This is a genomic window from Thalassospira sp. MCCC 1A02898, from assembly GCF_001618185.1.
Classification (GTDB): domain Bacteria; phylum Pseudomonadota; class Alphaproteobacteria; order Rhodospirillales; family Thalassospiraceae; genus Thalassospira; species Thalassospira tepidiphila.
Genome location: NZ_LPXK01000001.1, coordinates 219,623 through 236,274, shown reverse-complemented (window position 1 = coordinate 236,274; position 16,652 = coordinate 219,623). Strand labels below are relative to the sequence as shown.

The 16,652-nt window shown below is 54.2% G+C and carries 15 protein-coding genes; 11 read left to right on the top strand and 4 right to left on the bottom strand.

Going from position 1 to position 16,652, the window contains the following annotated elements; all coding sequences use genetic code 11:
• Nucleotides 1–141: 141 nt before the first annotated feature.
• Both AUQ41_RS01050 and AUQ41_RS01045 read left to right on the top strand, forming a co-directional pair.
• Nucleotides 142–816, top strand: coding sequence for a glutathione S-transferase family protein (locus AUQ41_RS01050; protein WP_063086819.1), 675 nt, complete (start codon nucleotides 142–144; stop codon nucleotides 814–816).
• Complete coding sequence (locus AUQ41_RS01045) at nucleotides 813–1,625, top strand: trans-aconitate 2-methyltransferase (protein WP_063086022.1); 813 nt, start codon at nucleotides 813–815, stop codon at nucleotides 1,623–1,625. Before AUQ41_RS01050 ends, AUQ41_RS01045 begins: the two co-directional genes overlap by 4 nt.
• A 46-nt stretch (nucleotides 1,626–1,671) precedes the next feature.
• Here AUQ41_RS01045 and AUQ41_RS01040 read toward each other — a convergent pair whose 3' ends face one another.
• Both AUQ41_RS01040 and AUQ41_RS01035 read right to left on the bottom strand, forming a co-directional pair.
• The gene (locus tag AUQ41_RS01040) at nucleotides 1,672–2,700 is read right to left on the bottom strand and encodes a substrate-binding domain-containing protein (RefSeq protein WP_063086021.1); all 1,029 of its coding nucleotides are present in this window, start codon (nucleotides 2,698–2,700) and stop codon (nucleotides 1,672–1,674) included.
• 105 nt (nucleotides 2,701–2,805) lie between these two features.
• Nucleotides 2,806–3,621, bottom strand: a complete 816-nt coding sequence (locus tag AUQ41_RS01035) for a tetratricopeptide repeat protein (protein ID WP_063086818.1) — start codon at nucleotides 3,619–3,621, stop codon at nucleotides 2,806–2,808.
• A gap of 268 nt (nucleotides 3,622–3,889) precedes the next feature.
• On the opposite strand from AUQ41_RS01035, the gene AUQ41_RS01030 reads away from it, so the two are divergent.
• Together AUQ41_RS01030 and AUQ41_RS01025 are read left to right on the top strand one after the other, a co-directional pair.
• The gene (locus AUQ41_RS01030) at nucleotides 3,890–4,795 is read left to right on the top strand and encodes an SDR family oxidoreductase (protein WP_063086019.1); all 906 of its coding nucleotides are present in this window, start codon (nucleotides 3,890–3,892) and stop codon (nucleotides 4,793–4,795) included.
• Between the two features lie 223 nt (nucleotides 4,796–5,018).
• Complete coding sequence (locus tag AUQ41_RS01025) at nucleotides 5,019–6,026, top strand: complex I NDUFA9 subunit family protein (protein WP_063086017.1); 1,008 nt, start codon at nucleotides 5,019–5,021, stop codon at nucleotides 6,024–6,026.
• A 107-nt stretch (nucleotides 6,027–6,133) separates the two neighbouring features.
• Here AUQ41_RS01025 and AUQ41_RS01020 read toward each other — a convergent pair whose 3' ends face one another.
• Nucleotides 6,134–6,919, bottom strand: coding sequence for a cobalt-precorrin-6A reductase (locus AUQ41_RS01020; protein WP_063086015.1), 786 nt, complete (start codon nucleotides 6,917–6,919; stop codon nucleotides 6,134–6,136).
• 83 nt (nucleotides 6,920–7,002) lie between these two features.
• Nucleotides 7,003–8,121 carry a cobalt-precorrin-5B (C(1))-methyltransferase gene (locus AUQ41_RS01015; RefSeq protein ID WP_063086013.1) on the bottom strand — a complete coding sequence of 373 codons (1,119 nt, stop codon included), beginning with the start codon at nucleotides 8,119–8,121 and terminating at the stop codon, nucleotides 7,003–7,005.
• A 226-nt stretch (nucleotides 8,122–8,347) separates the two neighbouring features.
• Here AUQ41_RS01015 and cobA point away from each other — a divergent pair, with 226 nt between their 5' ends.
• The 7 genes from cobA to AUQ41_RS00980 all read left to right on the top strand — a co-directional run bounded on the left by cobA (nucleotide 8,348) and on the right by AUQ41_RS00980 (nucleotide 16,550).
• Nucleotides 8,348–9,211, top strand: coding sequence for a uroporphyrinogen-III C-methyltransferase (cobA, locus tag AUQ41_RS01010; RefSeq protein ID WP_008888930.1), 864 nt, complete (start codon nucleotides 8,348–8,350; stop codon nucleotides 9,209–9,211).
• Between the two features lie 104 nt (nucleotides 9,212–9,315).
• Nucleotides 9,316–10,092, top strand: a complete 777-nt coding sequence (locus tag AUQ41_RS01005) for a sulfite exporter TauE/SafE family protein (protein WP_063086011.1) — start codon at nucleotides 9,316–9,318, stop codon at nucleotides 10,090–10,092.
• Nucleotides 10,093–10,235: 143 nt separating this feature from the next.
• On the top strand, nucleotides 10,236–10,850 hold the full coding sequence (locus tag AUQ41_RS01000) for an SCO family protein (RefSeq protein WP_008888932.1): 615 nt from the start codon (nucleotides 10,236–10,238) through the stop codon (nucleotides 10,848–10,850).
• Between the two features lie 61 nt (nucleotides 10,851–10,911).
• On the top strand, nucleotides 10,912–12,255 hold the full coding sequence (locus tag AUQ41_RS00995; RefSeq protein ID WP_083952879.1) for a cobyrinate a,c-diamide synthase: 1,344 nt from the start codon (nucleotides 10,912–10,914) through the stop codon (nucleotides 12,253–12,255).
• Between the two features lie 88 nt (nucleotides 12,256–12,343).
• Nucleotides 12,344–12,808, top strand: coding sequence for a YcgN family cysteine cluster protein (locus AUQ41_RS00990; protein ID WP_063086009.1), 465 nt, complete (start codon nucleotides 12,344–12,346; stop codon nucleotides 12,806–12,808).
• A 109-nt stretch (nucleotides 12,809–12,917) separates the two neighbouring features.
• A complete protein-coding gene (locus AUQ41_RS00985) occupies nucleotides 12,918–14,396 on the top strand; it encodes a PAS domain-containing methyl-accepting chemotaxis protein (protein ID WP_063086007.1) in 1,479 nt (492 codons plus the stop codon).
• A 663-nt stretch (nucleotides 14,397–15,059) separates the two neighbouring features.
• The gene (locus AUQ41_RS00980; protein ID WP_063086005.1) at nucleotides 15,060–16,550 is read left to right on the top strand and encodes a PAS domain-containing methyl-accepting chemotaxis protein; all 1,491 of its coding nucleotides are present in this window, start codon (nucleotides 15,060–15,062) and stop codon (nucleotides 16,548–16,550) included.
• Nucleotides 16,551–16,652: the final 102 nt, after the last annotated feature.

Sequence of the window (16,652 nt, the reverse complement as noted above, 5' to 3'; positions counted from 1 at the left end):
ACTTCGCGCGCATTGCATGGTTTGAGATATCTTGCAGTTCCGGGTTGGAAACGAACCGGCTTCGTTGCGGTTTATGGAATGTTTGCGCCCCCATGCCGGGTATTTGCGAAACGTTCATCTTGGTCGGGTATCTTCACGCTCATGCGTCAGTTATATCATTTTTGGCTTTCACCTTTTTCGCGCAAGGTCCGTCTGGTCCTGGCCGAGAAAAAGCTCGATTTCGAACTAACGGCTGAACCGGTATGGGAACGGCGTGACGATTTCCTGCTGCTTAATCCGGCCGGTGAAGTGCCTGTGCTTAAGGAAGAAGACGGCACGGTGCTGTGTGATTCCAGCGTCATTTGCGAGTATCTCGACGAGGTGTACGAGGACGAGCCGAAACTGTTTGGATCCGACCCCAAGGAACGCGCTGAAATTCGCCGCCTTGTCGCGTGGTTTGACGGCAAATTCAATCGCGAGGTCACTGACCATCTGCTCGGTGAGAAGCTCCTGAAACGCTTCTTCTCGACCGGCACCCCCGATACCAAGGTCCTGCGCGCAGGGCGCACCAATGGCGCCTATCACATGGATTATATCGGCTGGTTGTTTGAGCGCCGGAACTGGCTGGCCGGTGATCATCTGACCATGGCCGATCTGGCGGCTGCCGCACAGGTATCCGTGATCGACTATATGGGCGATATCAACTGGTCAAAACATCCACGCGCCAAGGACTGGTACATGCGGATCAAAAGCCGCCCTGCCATGCGCGATATTCTGGCAGACCGGCAGGCAAGTTTCCCGCCATCAAGTCATTACGCGGAACTGGATTTTGAATGAAGGATTCATCCATATCTGATGAATTCTACCCTGAAGGCGGGTTAAATACCGCCAGTTACGATCTTCGTGCTGATCTTGATCGTAAGATTTTTGAAGACCCCATTCCCTTTTATACCCGTCTGGCAACCAGCCTTGCGCATCAAAACGGCGTGCTTGAACTGGGTTGCGGCACCGGCCGGATCAGTGCCGCGATTGCCAAACTTGGTGTCGCGGTCGAAGGCCTTGATCTATCGCCCGCCATGCTGGGTCAGGCACGCGCCAATTACCCTGATCTGACATGGCATCTTGGCAATATGTGCGACTTTGATCTGGGGCGGCAGTTTGATCTGGTGATCATCCCGTTTCGCGGGCTTCAGGAAGTCATCGATGCCAAGGATCAGCGTCGTGCCCTTGAACGCGCCTTTGCCCATCTGAAACCCGGCGGGGCGATCGCCCTTGATCTGATGGATCCGGATTTGCGCTATTGCCTGCCCGAAGGTGACCCGGAGCACGTCGAACTGCCGATCTTTCCGATGCCAGAAGGCGTCGGGCAGCCGGGCAGTCGGCTTCGCATCACGGCGATGGAACGCACCAATGATCCCCTGACCCAGAAGTTCAGCGAACATTGGCGGTTTGAAGAAATCAACGATCAGGGCGATGTGATTACGCGCGAGGATTGCTGGCATCATCTGCGCTGGGTTCATCGCAGTGAAATGCGGCTGATGTTGGAGCTATCTGGTTTCATTTCGATATCGGAATTTTCGGATTTCCAGGGCAATCCCCCGAAATATGCCAGCAACCAGGTCTGGATGGCAAAACGGCCGGACTGATGCCCGACCGCTCAATTGCGTCTAGTGGTGTTTATCCGTTAGCTGCTCAGTTACCGGCGAATTTCGCGGCACTGGTCATGGTTTCAGCGCGTTCCTCATTGGTCAGCGGTACCAGGCCATTATCTGCCAGCAGGCCCTCTTCGCCAATCACCGCTTCCGAAACATAGGTCGAGATAAAGTCACCCAGGCTCTGGACGAGCTGTTGATGGTCATCCTTGACGTAAAGATAAAGCGCACGCGATGCTGGATAGCTGCCATCAAGGATGGTTTCATAATCCGGTTCAATGCCGTTGATTGGAACCCCCTGAAGACGTTCTCGGTTACGCTCCAAGTTGTTAAAGCCCATCACGCCATAGGATGTCGGATCTTTTTCAAGCTTGCTGATCACCAGCCGGTCATTCTCGCCGGCCTCGATGTAGGCGCCGTCTTCGCGAAGGGTCCGGCAAAGCAGGCGGAAGCTGTCAGGATCGGTTGCCTCGAGGCTTGCGATGTCAGAAAATGTTGCACAACCCTGATCAAGCAACAGCTGCCCCATCAGATCGCGCGTACCCGAAGTCGGCGGCGGGCCATAAACCCGGATTTTAAGGTCCGGCAGGCTGGGATCGATATCAGACCATTTTTCATGCGGGTTTGGCACACTTGCGCCATTGACCGGAACGGTCCGCGCGAGGGCGAGATAAAGCTGACGGGCGGTGAGTTCCATACCCGGTGCTTCGCGCGAGCCCAGTAGGACAATACCATCATAGCCGATTTTGATTTCGCTGATGTCACGGACAGAGTTTGCCGCGCAAATTGCAGTTTCCGACCCGGTGATCGGGCGCGATGCGTCAACGATATCGGGGAACTCTGCACCAATGCCGCCACAAAACAGCTTGAAGCCGCCGCCTGAACCGGTGCTTTCAACCACCGGGGCCGGTGCGCCGGTGGTCTTGGCGAAATGTTCGGCGACCTTGGTGGTCAGCGGAAAGATCGTCGAAGATCCGACAATCCTGATCTGATCGCGGGCCTCTGCGGCATGTGATGTCAGAAGTGCCATCGATGCGGCAAGGGTAGCCAAGGCAAGCGTGCGACGCATTTCGTCCCCCAAAACGTATCCGGTGATGGTCCGGCAAATGGTTCTACCGGTCATATACAAGGAAATCGGTCACCGTGAACCTGTTTTCTAAACTGACGGTCCCCGTCAGTTCGATTCGGTGCGAACATCCATCTTCTCTATATTCGCTTTTGCCGCGTCAGCAACAGGGGTTCCATTTGAAAGTTCTATGACAGTTAACCAGTCCTGCCGTGCAAGATCGTTATCACCGGCAATCTGATGGAGCTTGCCGCGTTCGAAAAGCGCCTGAACATTCTGGGGTTCCCGGTTCAGAACTTGTTCGATATCAGTCATTGCCAAATCGTAACTTTCAAGTAGTCGCCAGGCCGATGCCCGGTAAATCAGCGCCTCGGTATGATCGGGTTGAAGATCAAGGGCGGCATTGAGGTCGTCAATCGCCTCCCAATACTGCCCGGCAAGGCCAAGTGCCATTGCACGATCGACCCAAAGCTGCGGATTGTTGGGCACCAGTTCAAGCGCGCGGCTTTGGTCACGCCAGGCGAATTCAAGGTTATCGGCCATCATCCACGCTTGGCCTGCCTGGGCCAGCATTCCGGCAACCACACCGGGCCCGGCCGTGCTGTCCTTGGCAAGCGCATCAAGTCGGGTGGCGGCTTCTTCATATTTGCCAAGCGATATCAGTGCGACGGCAACACAGTGGCGGGCCGGTTCCCCGCCGCCCAGATCTCGCCAGGCAATCGCGCTTTCAAATCCGTCTTCGGGTTTGAGTTGGGCCAGCTTGATGCAGTCACGATATTGCTGGCTTTCTTCCTGTGTCATGCCACCGTTGCTTTCGGTTTGGGCCTTGGCGGAAGGCAATCCTGCGCCGATGCCGACAAACCCCGCCAGACACAGCAAGCCTGTGGCGCGCGCTAGGAACGAGGTCGCGAAAAGTCGTGACATGAAAAAGCTCCGTCTTTGGCAAAATTTCTGGCAGTCACCATAGAAGATCACATGATCGATCCACCATGGCTGAATGCGCATATCTGTAAACGCACATTCGTGAAGTCTCACACCATGAAAACGGCAACAAGATGATTGTTGTTCCCGAAAGCCACAGTTTGCGGGAACAAATCATGGTCCAAAAGGTTTTGCCAAAAGACTTTGTTTGTCTGTGGCAAGGCCGTTACTGTGCCCTTCACACGAATTTGCCGTCACAAAAGGTGCCTTGATGACCAATAAGCTGTTCTGTTTCGGATTGGGATTTTCCGCCCGCCTTGTTGCACACGAGCTTAAGGCAGAGGGTTGGAAAATCGCCGGAACCACGCGAAGCGCGGACAAGGCCGAACAGCTGAAATCCGAAGGCATCGAACCCTTCATTTTTTCCGATGATCAACCGATTGGCGATATTGCAAGTGCGCTTGAAGGCGTGACGCATGTCCTTTCATCGGCCCCGCCCGGCGGGATGGGCGATCCGGTGATCCATCATCATGGCAGTGATCTTGCGGCACTGCCCGCAGACACATGGATTGGCTATTTGTCGACCACCGGGGTTTACGGTGATCGGGATGGCGCCGAAGTCACCGAGGATGATGACCTTTTACCAAGTGGCAAGCGCGGGCGCAGACGGGTCGCGGCAGAAAAGGCATGGTTTGATCTGGGCCGTCGTCATGATCTGTGTGTGCAAAGCTTCCGACTGGCGGGCATCTATGGCCCCGGTCGCAATGCGCTTGAAACCGTCCGGTCAGGTCGCGCACGCCGGATTGTCAAACCCGGTCAGGTCTTTTCGCGCATCCATGTTGATGACATCGCCCAGACGGTTCTGGCATCCATCAAGCAGCCCAATTGCGGGGCGGTCTATAATGTGTGTGATGATGATGCGGCCCCGCCGCAGGATGTGATTGCGCATGCCTGCGGTTTGCTGGGTATCGATCCACCACCCGAACAGGATTTTGCCACCGCTAAGCTAAGCCCGATGGCCGCCAGTTTCTATGAAGACAATAAACGGGTGTCAAATGCGCGGATCAAACAGGAATTGGGTGTTAAGCTACGCTATCCGGATTATCGGGCCGGTTTGCTGGCACTGCATGATGAAATACTAGCCAAATTGCAGGGCAGAGACGAAAACGTTTCATAAAACCGCATTGTTGACCACAATTGCGGGTCGTATATAACCCAAGAGCCTGCGGAAAATCATATTGTCGTCTGTTTGGACACAGTATGTTCAGGCACCATATGATTTTCCACAGGATCAGTTTCGGACCGGATCGTTTTGGCGTTCCGGACCCCAAGGCCACCGAGCACGGGCATCTGATGCGGGCATCGTCCGCATCGTCCCGACCGGCAAGGAGAGAGCAAGTATGGATCGTCGTATCGTAACCGTTTTTGGCGGCACCGGATTTGTCGGACGTCATATCGTCAAGCGTCTGCTGGAGCGTGATTTTATCGTTCGCGTCCCGACCAGAAGCTTTGAGCGCGTCAAAAAACTCAAACCGATGGGCAATCTGGGGCAGGTCGTTCCGGTCCATTGCGATGTGCGCGACGAAGACAGCATCAAGGGCGCGCTTGAAGGTTCCGAAGCGGTGATTAACCTGCTGGGCATTCTCTATGAACGCGGCAGCAAGAATTTCCTCAATATCCATGTCAAGGCGGCCAAACGCATTGCCGAGGAAGCCAAGGCAGCCGGTGTAAAGACGCTTTTGCACATGTCGGCACTGGGTGTGGATAAAAACACCTCTGCCAACTATGCGACGTCCAAACTCGCCGGTGAAAAGGCCGTGCGCGAAGCTTTCCCGGATGCGGTGATCTTCCGTCCGTCGGTCATCTTTGGTCCGAATGACAACTTCCTGAACAAATTTGCCACCATGGCTCGTTTTTCTCCGGTTCTGCCGGTTGTCGGTGCGCCGGGCCTGCCGAAAGTTGATCTGGGCGAAGGCAAGGTCGATCTGCACGGCGAAGGCGGCCCGAAATTCCAGCCGGTCTATGTTGGCGATGTTGCCGATGCCTTTGTCACCGCACTCACCGAAGGCAAATCTGCTGGCAAAACCTATGAGCTTGGTGGACCGGAAACCTATTCCTTCATGGCGCTTCTGCAGGACATGCTGCGCATTACCCGTCAGCGCGCCATTCTGATGCCGGTTCCGTTCTGGCTGGCCTCGATCAAGGCATTCTTCCTGCAGTTCCTGCCGGTCCCGCCGCTTACCCCGGATCAGGTTCGGTTGCTCAAGACCGATAACGTCGTTTCCGAAGGTGCGGACGGTTTTGCCGAACTTGGCATTACGCCCAACAGCCTTGAAGCAATTGCGCCGTCATACCTCAAACGGTTCTGCCCGCCGCGTAAATCCGGTGAGTTCCGCCGTTTCGTCTAAGGCGCACGGCTGATCAGACGATCAAAAAGAAAACCCCGCCAAACTTTTGGCGGGGTTTTTTCTTGTCTCGAAGGCGCCAAGGATATCGGCCAGCGTGCACAGGACCATCAGACCTTCTTAAGGGTCTCACGAACGGTATCGATGATTTCAGAACGCGACGGGGCCTGAATGACCGGCTCCCCACCGGGGCGTTCAATCATGATCACCGGAATGCCAAGGTTCCGCGCGGCTTCGATCTTGGCAAAGGTCGCATCACCGCCGCTATTTTTGCTGACGATCACATCGATTTCGTTGCGTTCAAGAAGCTCCGTCTCGCTTTCAACACTGAACGGGCCGCGCGCAAACAGCCATTCACCAAATTCCAGATCAAACGGATCACGCGGGGCATCAACAGTGCGGACAAGCAACCATGTTTTTTCAAGCCCTTCAAAGGCATGAAGGTTCTTCGCACCGCTTGCGATTAGCGCGCGATTGCCAACGTCAGGCAGGATTTTGGCCGCTTCTTCAATCGATTTTACCATGATCCAGTTGTCATCTTCGGTCTGTTCCCAGGCCGGGCGGTGATACTGAATGCAAGGCATTGCCACAGCATGGCAGGCCTTGGCGATATTGTGTGAAATCTCGGTGGCATAGGGGTGGGTGGCGTCAATCACCAGATCAATCTGTTCGTTTTTAAGATGGGTGATGATGCCCTCTGGCCCACCAAAACCGCCGATGCGAACAGGAACGCCATCAGGAATGCTCGGCGCACTGGTGCGCCCGGCGAGCGAGAGTTGCAAACGAACATCCCGGCCAAATTCATGCATCAGGTCCTCTGCAATGCGATTTGCGTCTCCGGTCCCGCCAAAAATAAGAATGCGTTTTGGACGTTCGGCAGGGCGGGAGAGGGACATGGGCAAAGAACCTTGTTGTTGCTTTATGACCTTGGATGGCCTGTTTGTTGCGCAGACACGGGAACAGATTAACGAACTGCTGCTTACGATGCCACCGGTCGGAATTGATCAAATTCGCCAATCCCGTGGCGGGTAATGATGGTGCCGTTGCGATCGGTAATAACGACTTCAACGGCCGATGCGCCGTCCAATGTGGCGCGTGCGGATTCGCAGGCCTGACGGGCAATAGCATCTTCAATCTTAACGTCCGCCGCCTGACAAAGTTCCAGAACCTGTTTGGCAGTATTGGCCGTGCGGCACTGGTCTTGCAGCGTTTCATCGCCGCCGCACGCTGCAATCGTTGCTGCCAGTCGATCAAAATCGACCTGTGATCGGCTTGAATGCAAATCCAAGTGGCCCTGGGCAAGTTTGACCAGTTTGGCAAACCCACCGGCGATGCTGACAAAGGCAATCGGGTTTTTGCGAAGATATTTCAGCATCCCGCCAACAAAGTCGCCCATATCAAGAATGGCTTCTTCGGGAAGGCCATAGAATGCACGAATGGCCGCCTCTGATGTTTTGCCGGTTGCGCTGGCAACATGTTCGCGCCCGGTTGCCCGCGCGACGTCAATCCCGCGATGGATCGAATGGATCCACGCCGAACAGCTAAACGGGATGACAATCCCCGTGGTGCCCAGAACCGACAAACCGCCAACAATGCCCAATCGCCCATTCCACGTTTTGGTGGCAATTTCAGCACCCCCGGGAATGGAAATCTCGATCTCGACATCGGGGCTTGCGCCATACTGGTCACAAAGTGCTTCGATCTGTCCGACCATCATTTCGCGCGGTTTGGGATTGATCGCGGGTTCACCCGGCGGCAATGGCAGGCCCGGCTTTGTAATCGTGCCAACCCCGTCACCAGCATGGAATGTGATGCCGCATCCGGGTTTGCCGACACGCACCGTCGATATGATTTCCGCCCCATGGGTGACATCGGGATCATCGCCGGCATCCTTGATCACGCTGGCGCGCGCCCAGTCCTCGCCCTTTTCCGCCTTGATCAATTTGAAGGACGGCGTTTCTCCGCCAGGTAGGGTAATGGTGACCGGATCGGGAAAATCGCCGGACAGCAATGCCTGCCACGCGGCACGGGTTGCGGCGGTGGCACAGGCCCCCGTCGTCCATCCCTTGCGCAGTGGTCCTTCCGGTTTTCTTGCCATCAGTCGGTTTTTTTCCTGTTAATCCTGTCGGTGTTTTCGCTATTGAGGGCGGAGATGAGATCCGATTGGGAAATTCAATTAAACATCAATATTTATGTGATTTAAAAAGTTATACGAAAAAATATCGGAAATATGTTGTGCGTATCGTTTGATTGCTGTTTAACATATCCTCTTGATGCGGTCCTGCACAGATGGCTGCATTTCATTTAAGTAGAAGTATCGCGCGATGACGAACCTTGGTGTTGATTTTCCGGTTTTTGAACCGGGTTGGGTATGGCTTGTTGGGGCGGGACCTGGTGATCCCGGTCTTCTGACGCTGCATGCCGTCAACGCCATGCAACAGGCCGATGTTGTTGTCTTTGATGCACTGGTCGATGAACGGATTTTGAACCTTTTGCGTCCCGATGCCAAACGCATCTATGCGGGCAAGCGCGGTGGTCGTCCATCTTCCAAACAAACCGATATTTCTCTGCAGCTGGTTGAACTGGCCAAACAGGGCCTGCGTGTTTTGCGCCTTAAGGGCGGTGATCCGTTCGTGTTCGGACGCGGCGGCGAAGAGGGCATGACCCTTGTCGATCACAATGTGCCATTCCGGGTGGTGCCGGGCATTACCGCCGGGATTGCTGGCGCGGCCTATGCCGGTATTCCGACCACGCACCGCGACTGCAATTCGTCGGTGACCTTTGTCACCGGCCACGGCTCCAGTGGCGAAGTGCCAGACAATATCAACTGGGCAGCACTCGCCAAGGGCGCACCCGTTCTTGTCATGTATATGGCGATGAAACATCTGCGCCGGATTTCGTCGGAACTGATGGCAAATGGTCGGGCCGCGGATGAACCGCTTGCCGTGATCAGTCAGGCGACCACACCGGGACAGGGAATTCTGATCACCACCCTTGAAAAGGCGGCTGATGACGTCGAACGCGAAGGCGTTGAACCGCCTGCGGTGTGCATTCTGGGCAAGGTTGTTGGCCTGCGTGATCGTCTGAACTGGCTTTCGCCGCAGGACGATGTGACCGCAGTGCGCCACGTGCCGTTCGAACAGGTGCTTGATCTGATCACCGCACCGGCAGATCCCCTTAAAAACTGAACTTCGATTCCGTCCGGATAAGGCGGCAACAGATTGATATATATCGTTGCTGGTGGGACGTGCGATTGTACAATCGCGCTCAAATGTTTTGACCCGGATGGATCATGGACGAACAGCAGGTATTGATACGCATCCTTGAAAGCGGTTGGGCGCAATGTGCCGATATCGTGCGCACGGATGGCGGGGTACTTCTGACTGCTTTGGTGGCAGGACTGGTAGGCAGTGCGACCCACTGTGTCGGCATGTGCGGCCCGTTCGTGATCAGTCAGGTCACCAGCCGGATGGAACAGCTCCCGGTCGAGAAAATGAGCGAGTTTCGCCGTCTCACCGGTGCCGCACTCCTGCCCTATCAGTTCGGGCGTTTGTCGACCTATTGCCTGCTGGGGGTTCTGGCCGGCTATTTCACCGACAGCATCAGTGCCCTGACCCGTGTCTGGTGGATCGGGCCGGTCTTGCTGATTGCGGCCGGTGTGTTTTTCCTTCTGTTCGGCATTTTGGGCCTCATGCCTCATCTTGGCGGGTTGCTGCCATCGACCGGCGAATCACGCTGGTGGAACAAGCTGGTTGGCAACCGCGCGCGTGGGCTTTTCCAGGCCCCCTATGGCTGGCGGGGGTATTTGCTGGGCGTGATGCTGGGCTTTATTCCCTGTGGTCTGGTTTATGGTGCGCTTGTTATGGCGGCCGCCACCGGTGCGGCGCTTAATGGCGGGGCGGTGATGCTGGTGTTTGGTCTTGGCACGGTGCCGATGTTGTTTGTCACAGGCTTTGTCGGCCAATATGCCGCACAGCGGTTCCGGGCCCTGATGGTGCCAGTGGGCCGTGGACTCATGATTATTAATGGCCTGATCCTGTTTGCCTTGGCGGCAACGACACTGGGCTGATGGGTGCGGGCAGCGTGATCAAGTGTGAGCTTTCCCACAGGTGCTGACCTTGCAAGAATGTGTAGGGTATTTATAGTGCCCCGTCAGTTTGTGGCACACAAAGATCGGTTGTCCGTAACCGGCAAAGAGATGAGGGTGGACGCGTGAGCAAAAAGACGCTTCTGGCAATTCTGGGTATTGCCCTGGTTCTTGGTATCGGCCTGACCTATCGTCTGATGATGATGGGCACGGAAACCAATTCGTCCGGAACTGCGTCGATTGGCGGTCCCTTCACACTTGTCAATCAGGATGGCGAAACTGTCACTCAGGATGACTTCAAGGGCAAATACATGCTGACCTATTTCGGCTATACCTTCTGCCCGGATGTTTGCCCGACCGAATTGCAGGTCATGGGAACAGCACTTGATATGATGCCCCAAGACATCGCAGATGAGATCACTCCCGTCTTTTTCACCGTCGACCCCGAACGCGACACGGTCGAAGCGGTTGCCGAATATGTTCCCTATTTCCATGATCGGATGGTTGGACTGACCGGCACCGTTGAACAGACAACGGCGGCCGCCAAGGCGTTTCGTGTTTACTACGCGAAAGCGATCCCGGAAGGTGAGCCTGAAGATACCGATACCTATCTGATGGACCATTCGTCCTTCGTGTATCTGATGGATCGTGAAGGCAAATTCGTCCGTCATTTCAATTATGGTACGAGCCCGGAAGACATGGCAAAGGGCGTGACCGAGGCGGTCAAAAACAACGGCTGATTATTCCGTCGCGTAATGCCATGATCATGGCAAATAAATTCGGCTCGGAGAACAGCCCAAAATGCCTGACACCATTCCGGGGATCGTGATTGCGGCCCCCGCGTCAAACAGTGGCAAGACCGTCATTACATTGGCGCTTCTGCGCGCGCTGACCCGCAAGGGCCATAAAATTGCGGCGGCCAAAACCGGGCCGGATTATATCGACCCCGCCTTTCAGGCAGCTGCCTGTCGCGATACCTGCATCAATCTTGATCCGTGGGCGATGACGCCAGACCAGATCAACGGTCTGGCCCGCGATCACACGGAGGGCAAAGCCTTTTTCATGTGCGAAGGCGTCATGGGCTTGTTCGATGGTGCCGCCAACGGCGATGGATCGACCGCCGATCTTGCCGCCCTTGCCGGGTGGCCGATTGTTCTTGTGGTCGATGTGAAAGGCCAGTCGGCTTCTGCCGCGGCGGTGATTTCCGGCTTTGCCAAATTTCGTGATGACATCAATGTTGCCGGCGTGATCCTTAATCGGGTGGGCAGTGACCGCCACAAGCAGATGATTGTTGATGCCTGTGCCAAACATCTGCCGGATCTTCCAGTGCTTGGCGCGGTCCGGCGCAGCGAAGACCTGATCCTGCCGGAACGTCATCTTGGTCTGGTGCAGGCGGGCGAACATGCCGAACTTGATAGTTTTCTCGATCGTGCCGCCGATATCATCAGTGAAGATGTCGATCTTGATGCCTTGATCGCACTGGTGGGGCAAAAGGCCGGAAAGGCGGAGAAAACCAAAAAATCTGCAAAGGTTACTTCAACTGCACCCGTAATTGCCCCTCTTGGCCGTCATGTTGCGGTGGCGCGTGATGCGGCCTTTGCGTTTAGCTACCCCCATCTTCTGGATGGCTGGCGTGCGGCGGGGACGAAAATTTCCTTTTTCTCGCCATTGGCGAACGAGGCCCCCAACCCGGAATGTGATGCCATCTATCTGCCCGGCGGCTATCCGGAACTTCATGCCAAAACCCTCGCCGCGGCCAAGGTTTTCAGGGCCGGCATGCACGATGCGGCCCAACGGCATGTCCTGATTTACGGCGAATGCGGCGGGTACATGACCCTTGGCAACGGCCTTGTTGATGCCAGTGGTACGCGCCACGAAATGCTTGGTCTGTTGCCGCTTGAAACCAGCTTTGCCAGCCGCAGGCTGCATCTTGGCTATCGCGAGGCACAACTGGGCATTCCGACCCCGTTTGGTCCGGCAGGCATGAAGCTGCGTGGTCATGAATTTCACTACGCGACTACATTGTCCGAAGACGGCATGCCATTATGCCGGATGAAAACGGCGACGGGTCTTGATCTGGGCCCTGCCGGTCTGGTGGATGGAAGTGTTTTTGGGTCCTTCTTCCACATGATCGCAGAGAGTTGATCAATCCGTTGTCAGACTTGAATGCGACGGGGATTACGCGCGGGTTAGACTATGTTATGTCTCAATGACGGCCCGACTGAGAGAGATCATGGATAATAAAGACCGCGTCGCATTGTCACCTGAACCATTCTGGGAAACCAAGACTCTTGCTGAAATGACGCAAGCGGAATGGGAATCCCTGTGTGACGGATGTGGCAAATGTTGCCTGCACAAGCTGCAGGACGAAGAAGACGATTTTGTCTATTACACCTCGGTCGCGTGTCGTTTGCTCGATTGTCATACGTGCCGCTGCAAGGATTATCCCAACCGGACCCAGCATGTTCCCGATTGTGTGCAGCTTTCCAAAGAAAATGTCGAAACCCTGTCCTGGATGCCATCCACCTGTGCCTATCGCCTGATGGCAGAGGGAAAACCACTACCCGACTGGCATCCGCTTAAGACAGGTGTAGCAGACTCGGCCATTATGGCAGGCATGTCCGTGCGCGGCATGGCCATCCCCGAAGACGAAGCCCATCCTGATCTGACACGCTACATCGTGAAGTGGCCTGCCTGATTCTGAACTGTGGATAATTACGCCACTGAGATCAGCAACCTTCCTTGTAATAAACATCCTGCTTTACCACCTGAATAAAATCTTAGGTTGAACGGTTCAGGGGACAGCGATGTTTGGCGGCAATGGTGGTGATAAAGAAAAAGCCCAGATTTACGAGGCATTGAATCGGTCCATGGCTGTTATTGAGTTCAACATGGACGGGACCATCGTCAGGGCTAATGAGAATTTTCTAGAGACGATGGGATATGAGCTTGATGAGATTGTAGGCCAGCATCACCGTATGTTCATGCCGTCGGATGTCTTTGACAAGGCGGAATATGAAGCGTTCTGGGAAGAGCTTCGCTCTGGCAGGTTCGTTTCTGGCGCAATGGCCAGAAAGAAAAAGAACGGCCAGATGATTTGGCTTGAAGCAAGCTACAACCCAATTCTTGATCGCAACGGCAAACCCAAGAAAGTCGTCAAACTCGCTTCTGACATCACAGAGCGTCGTGTCGAGCGCGCAATGTGGCAAAGCGTTTTTCGCGCCATCGAGAAATCACAGGCGACGATCGAGTTTGAGCTCGATGGCACCATTATTTCCGCAAACCAGATGTTTTTGGATGTGATGGGCTACACGCTTGACGAAATCAAAGGCAAGCATCACAGCATTTTTGTCGAACCTTCTTATCGGGACTCCAAGGAATACAAGGATTTTTGGAAAACCCTCAACGCCGGTGAATTCAATTCCGGCGAGTTTAAACGCGTGGGCAAAGGCGGCAAGGAAGTATGGATCTCCGCTTCCTACAATCCGGTTCTTGATCCGGTGGGGCGTCCGTTCAAGGTCGTGAAGTTTGCAACCGACATTACCGCACAAACCAAGCTTCTGCTGGATTTGAAAAAGATCATCGATACGAACTTCAGCGAAATCGACGGCAATCTGGGTGAGCTCAATAGTTCCGCTGACCAGAGTGTTTCCATGTCTGAGGAAACATCAAACACGGTCCAGACAGTCTCTGCCAGTGCCGAACAGATGGCGTCTTCCATCGCTGAGATTTCACAAAGCATGAGCCAGTCGCGCTCGGAGACAGAACGGGCTTTTGCCGAAACGGTTACGGCCAATGATTCAACCCAGCGTATGGCGCAGGTTGTTGATGCCATGGGCAATATTGTTGAAGTCATCCGCAATATCGCAGGCCAGATCAATCTGCTGGCACTGAATGCAACAATTGAAAGTGCGCGTGCTGGTGATGCGGGCAAAGGTTTTGCCGTTGTTGCCAATGAGGTCAAAAACCTCGCTAACCAAGCAGCCAAGGCGACAGAGGATATATCCGAGGAGATTTCAGGTATTCAGGCCATTTCGGGCGAGGTTGTCGGTGCGCTTGAAACCATTCAAAGGGCGGTTCAAACGGTACGTGACGGCGTAACCAGTATTTCGTCCGCCGTTGAAGAGCAAAGTGCCGTCACCAATGGTGTGACCAATAATATGCGCATCATGGCGTCGTCTGTGGAAGGATTGACCAGTAATCTGGAAACCATTCGGATTTCAACATCCCGCGTGGCTGACTCAGTCAAAAAGACTCGCGAAGCAGCATCTGTTCTTGCCAAATAACGAGATTAAAATTGGTTGAAAGCTTCCTGACCTGCCGTCGTGCACACGAAATGGGCGAATATGACCCTTCGTTGTAGCTATACCAAAGGGTTGGAATCCTGCGAGAGCAAAAATATTTTGGTGAAAGGGGTGTGACGTTCCGATGGTGCTCACGAAAATCGGTGAGCTCTAAAAATTGCAACAGTGCATTGTATTGCAAGTTTAATTTTAAAATCGTTCCCGCGATTCTACTAAAATTTATGATCCAAAGTTGTTTTACTCAGGACAAATAAACAATTTGTCTTGTCCCAGCCAAAAGTATATGGTTGGGTGTGAATGATCAGTTGTTCAAAGTGGGATCAATTATTCAACAGCAGAAATATTTTCAAGCGTCGCTCGGTATGGCTGAGAGTCTAGCGTACCCGATGCAAAGTTTGAAAAACTGCAAGAAATTCCGAACATCTGAGTCATCAAACGCAAGTCGTTTGAAAACCGGGAATGATCTGTGTTGAAGATCTCACCGTATCCTCTCGCATGAGAAGTGAACGCTCTTAGGACTAGGTTCGATCATGCATGCGTATGAGAGACTGGTTCACGCGTTCATAATTACGACCAAACGGTCAATAACCCCGCGAGGCTGACGGGAATTAACGGGATAAACCCGTTTACGCAAAGGGTATAAAAGTGGGTATTGGATTTTTTAAGGGTGAGTCCGAGGCGCGTAACGAACAACAAGTCACCGCTGCGCTCGGACGATCAATGGCACGCATCGAATTCAACGCGGAAGGCAAGATCCTTTCGCTGAATGAAAACTTCGAAAACACGATGGGCTACAAGGCCAGCGATCTTATCGGCAAACATCACTCATTGTTTGTCCCCGAAGAGCTCATCAGTTCGGCAGATTACAAAAATTTCTGGAAGAGACTGGCGTCAGGCGAGTTTCTGACCGGGGCCTTCCCGCGCAAACGTCGTGACGGATCGTTGATTTGGCTTGAAGCCACTTACAACCCGATCCTCGACGCGAAGGGCAATGTAACCAAAGTCGTGAAGTTTGCGACCGACATCACCGAACGTCGCAACGAACGTGCGTTGCTGCAAAGCGTGTTTGATGCGATCAGCACCTCGCAGGCGGTGATCGAGTTCAATCTGGATGGCACGATTCTGACAGCCAATGAGAACTTCCTGTCTGTGCTGGGCTACAGCCTTGATGAAATCAAGGGCAAGCATCACAGCATGTTCGTGCCGGAAGATCAGAAAAATTCGTCAGAGTACCGGGCTTTCTGGCAAAGCCTGAACCAGGGAAAATTCCAGGCCGGTCAGTTCGCCCGTGTGGGCAAGAATGGCAAGCAAGTCTGGATCGAAGCGACCTATAACCCGGTGCTTGATGCTGTTGGAAAACCGATCAAGGTGATCAAGTTTGCCACCGATATCACCGAAAAAACCAAGCTTCTGATCGACCTTAAAAAAATGATCGACGGTAACTTTACCGAGATCGACAACAATATCACCGAGCTCAACACGCGCACGGTTCAAAGCGTTGATGCGTCGACCAATACGATGGAGCTGACCCGCAACGTTGCGGCCAGTACCGAACAAATGGCCGCCTCAATTGCCGAGATTTCCCAAAGCATGGCCCAGTCACAGGGCGCAACCGAGCGCGCCTACGAGCAGACCAACACCGCCAACGAAATGACCCAGCGCATGACAGGCGTGGTTGACGAGATGGGCAATATCGTTGAAGTCATTCGCAATATTGCCGGGCAGATCAACCTGTTGGCGCTGAACGCGACGATTGAAAGTGCCCGTGCGGGTGAAGCTGGCAAAGGCTTTGCCGTTGTTGCCAACGAGGTCAAGAACCTTGCCAATCAGGCGGCGCGTGCCACCGAAGACATCACCCAGGAAATTACCGGTATTCAGGAAATTTCCGCCGAGGTCGCCGGTGCTTTGGAGACCATCCGTGGTTCGGTTGAAACTGTCCGTAACGATGTCACCAACATCTCTTCGGCGGTGACAGAGCAAACGGCGGTTACCGAAAATGTCAGTACCAGCGTGCGTGACATGGCCCGGTCTGTCGAAAACATGTCAGATAACCTTGCCGCCATTCGCACGACGACCGATACGGTTGCATCCTCTGTACAGCGCACGCGCGAAGCGGCCGAAGTGCTGACACGTTAATTCAGGCCGATTTCTTCGATCGAAAGCTGCCATTAAAAGGGCGGAGCCAAACGGCTCCGCCCTTTTGTCATGGAATATGACAGTTTGAAGATGATCAAGGTA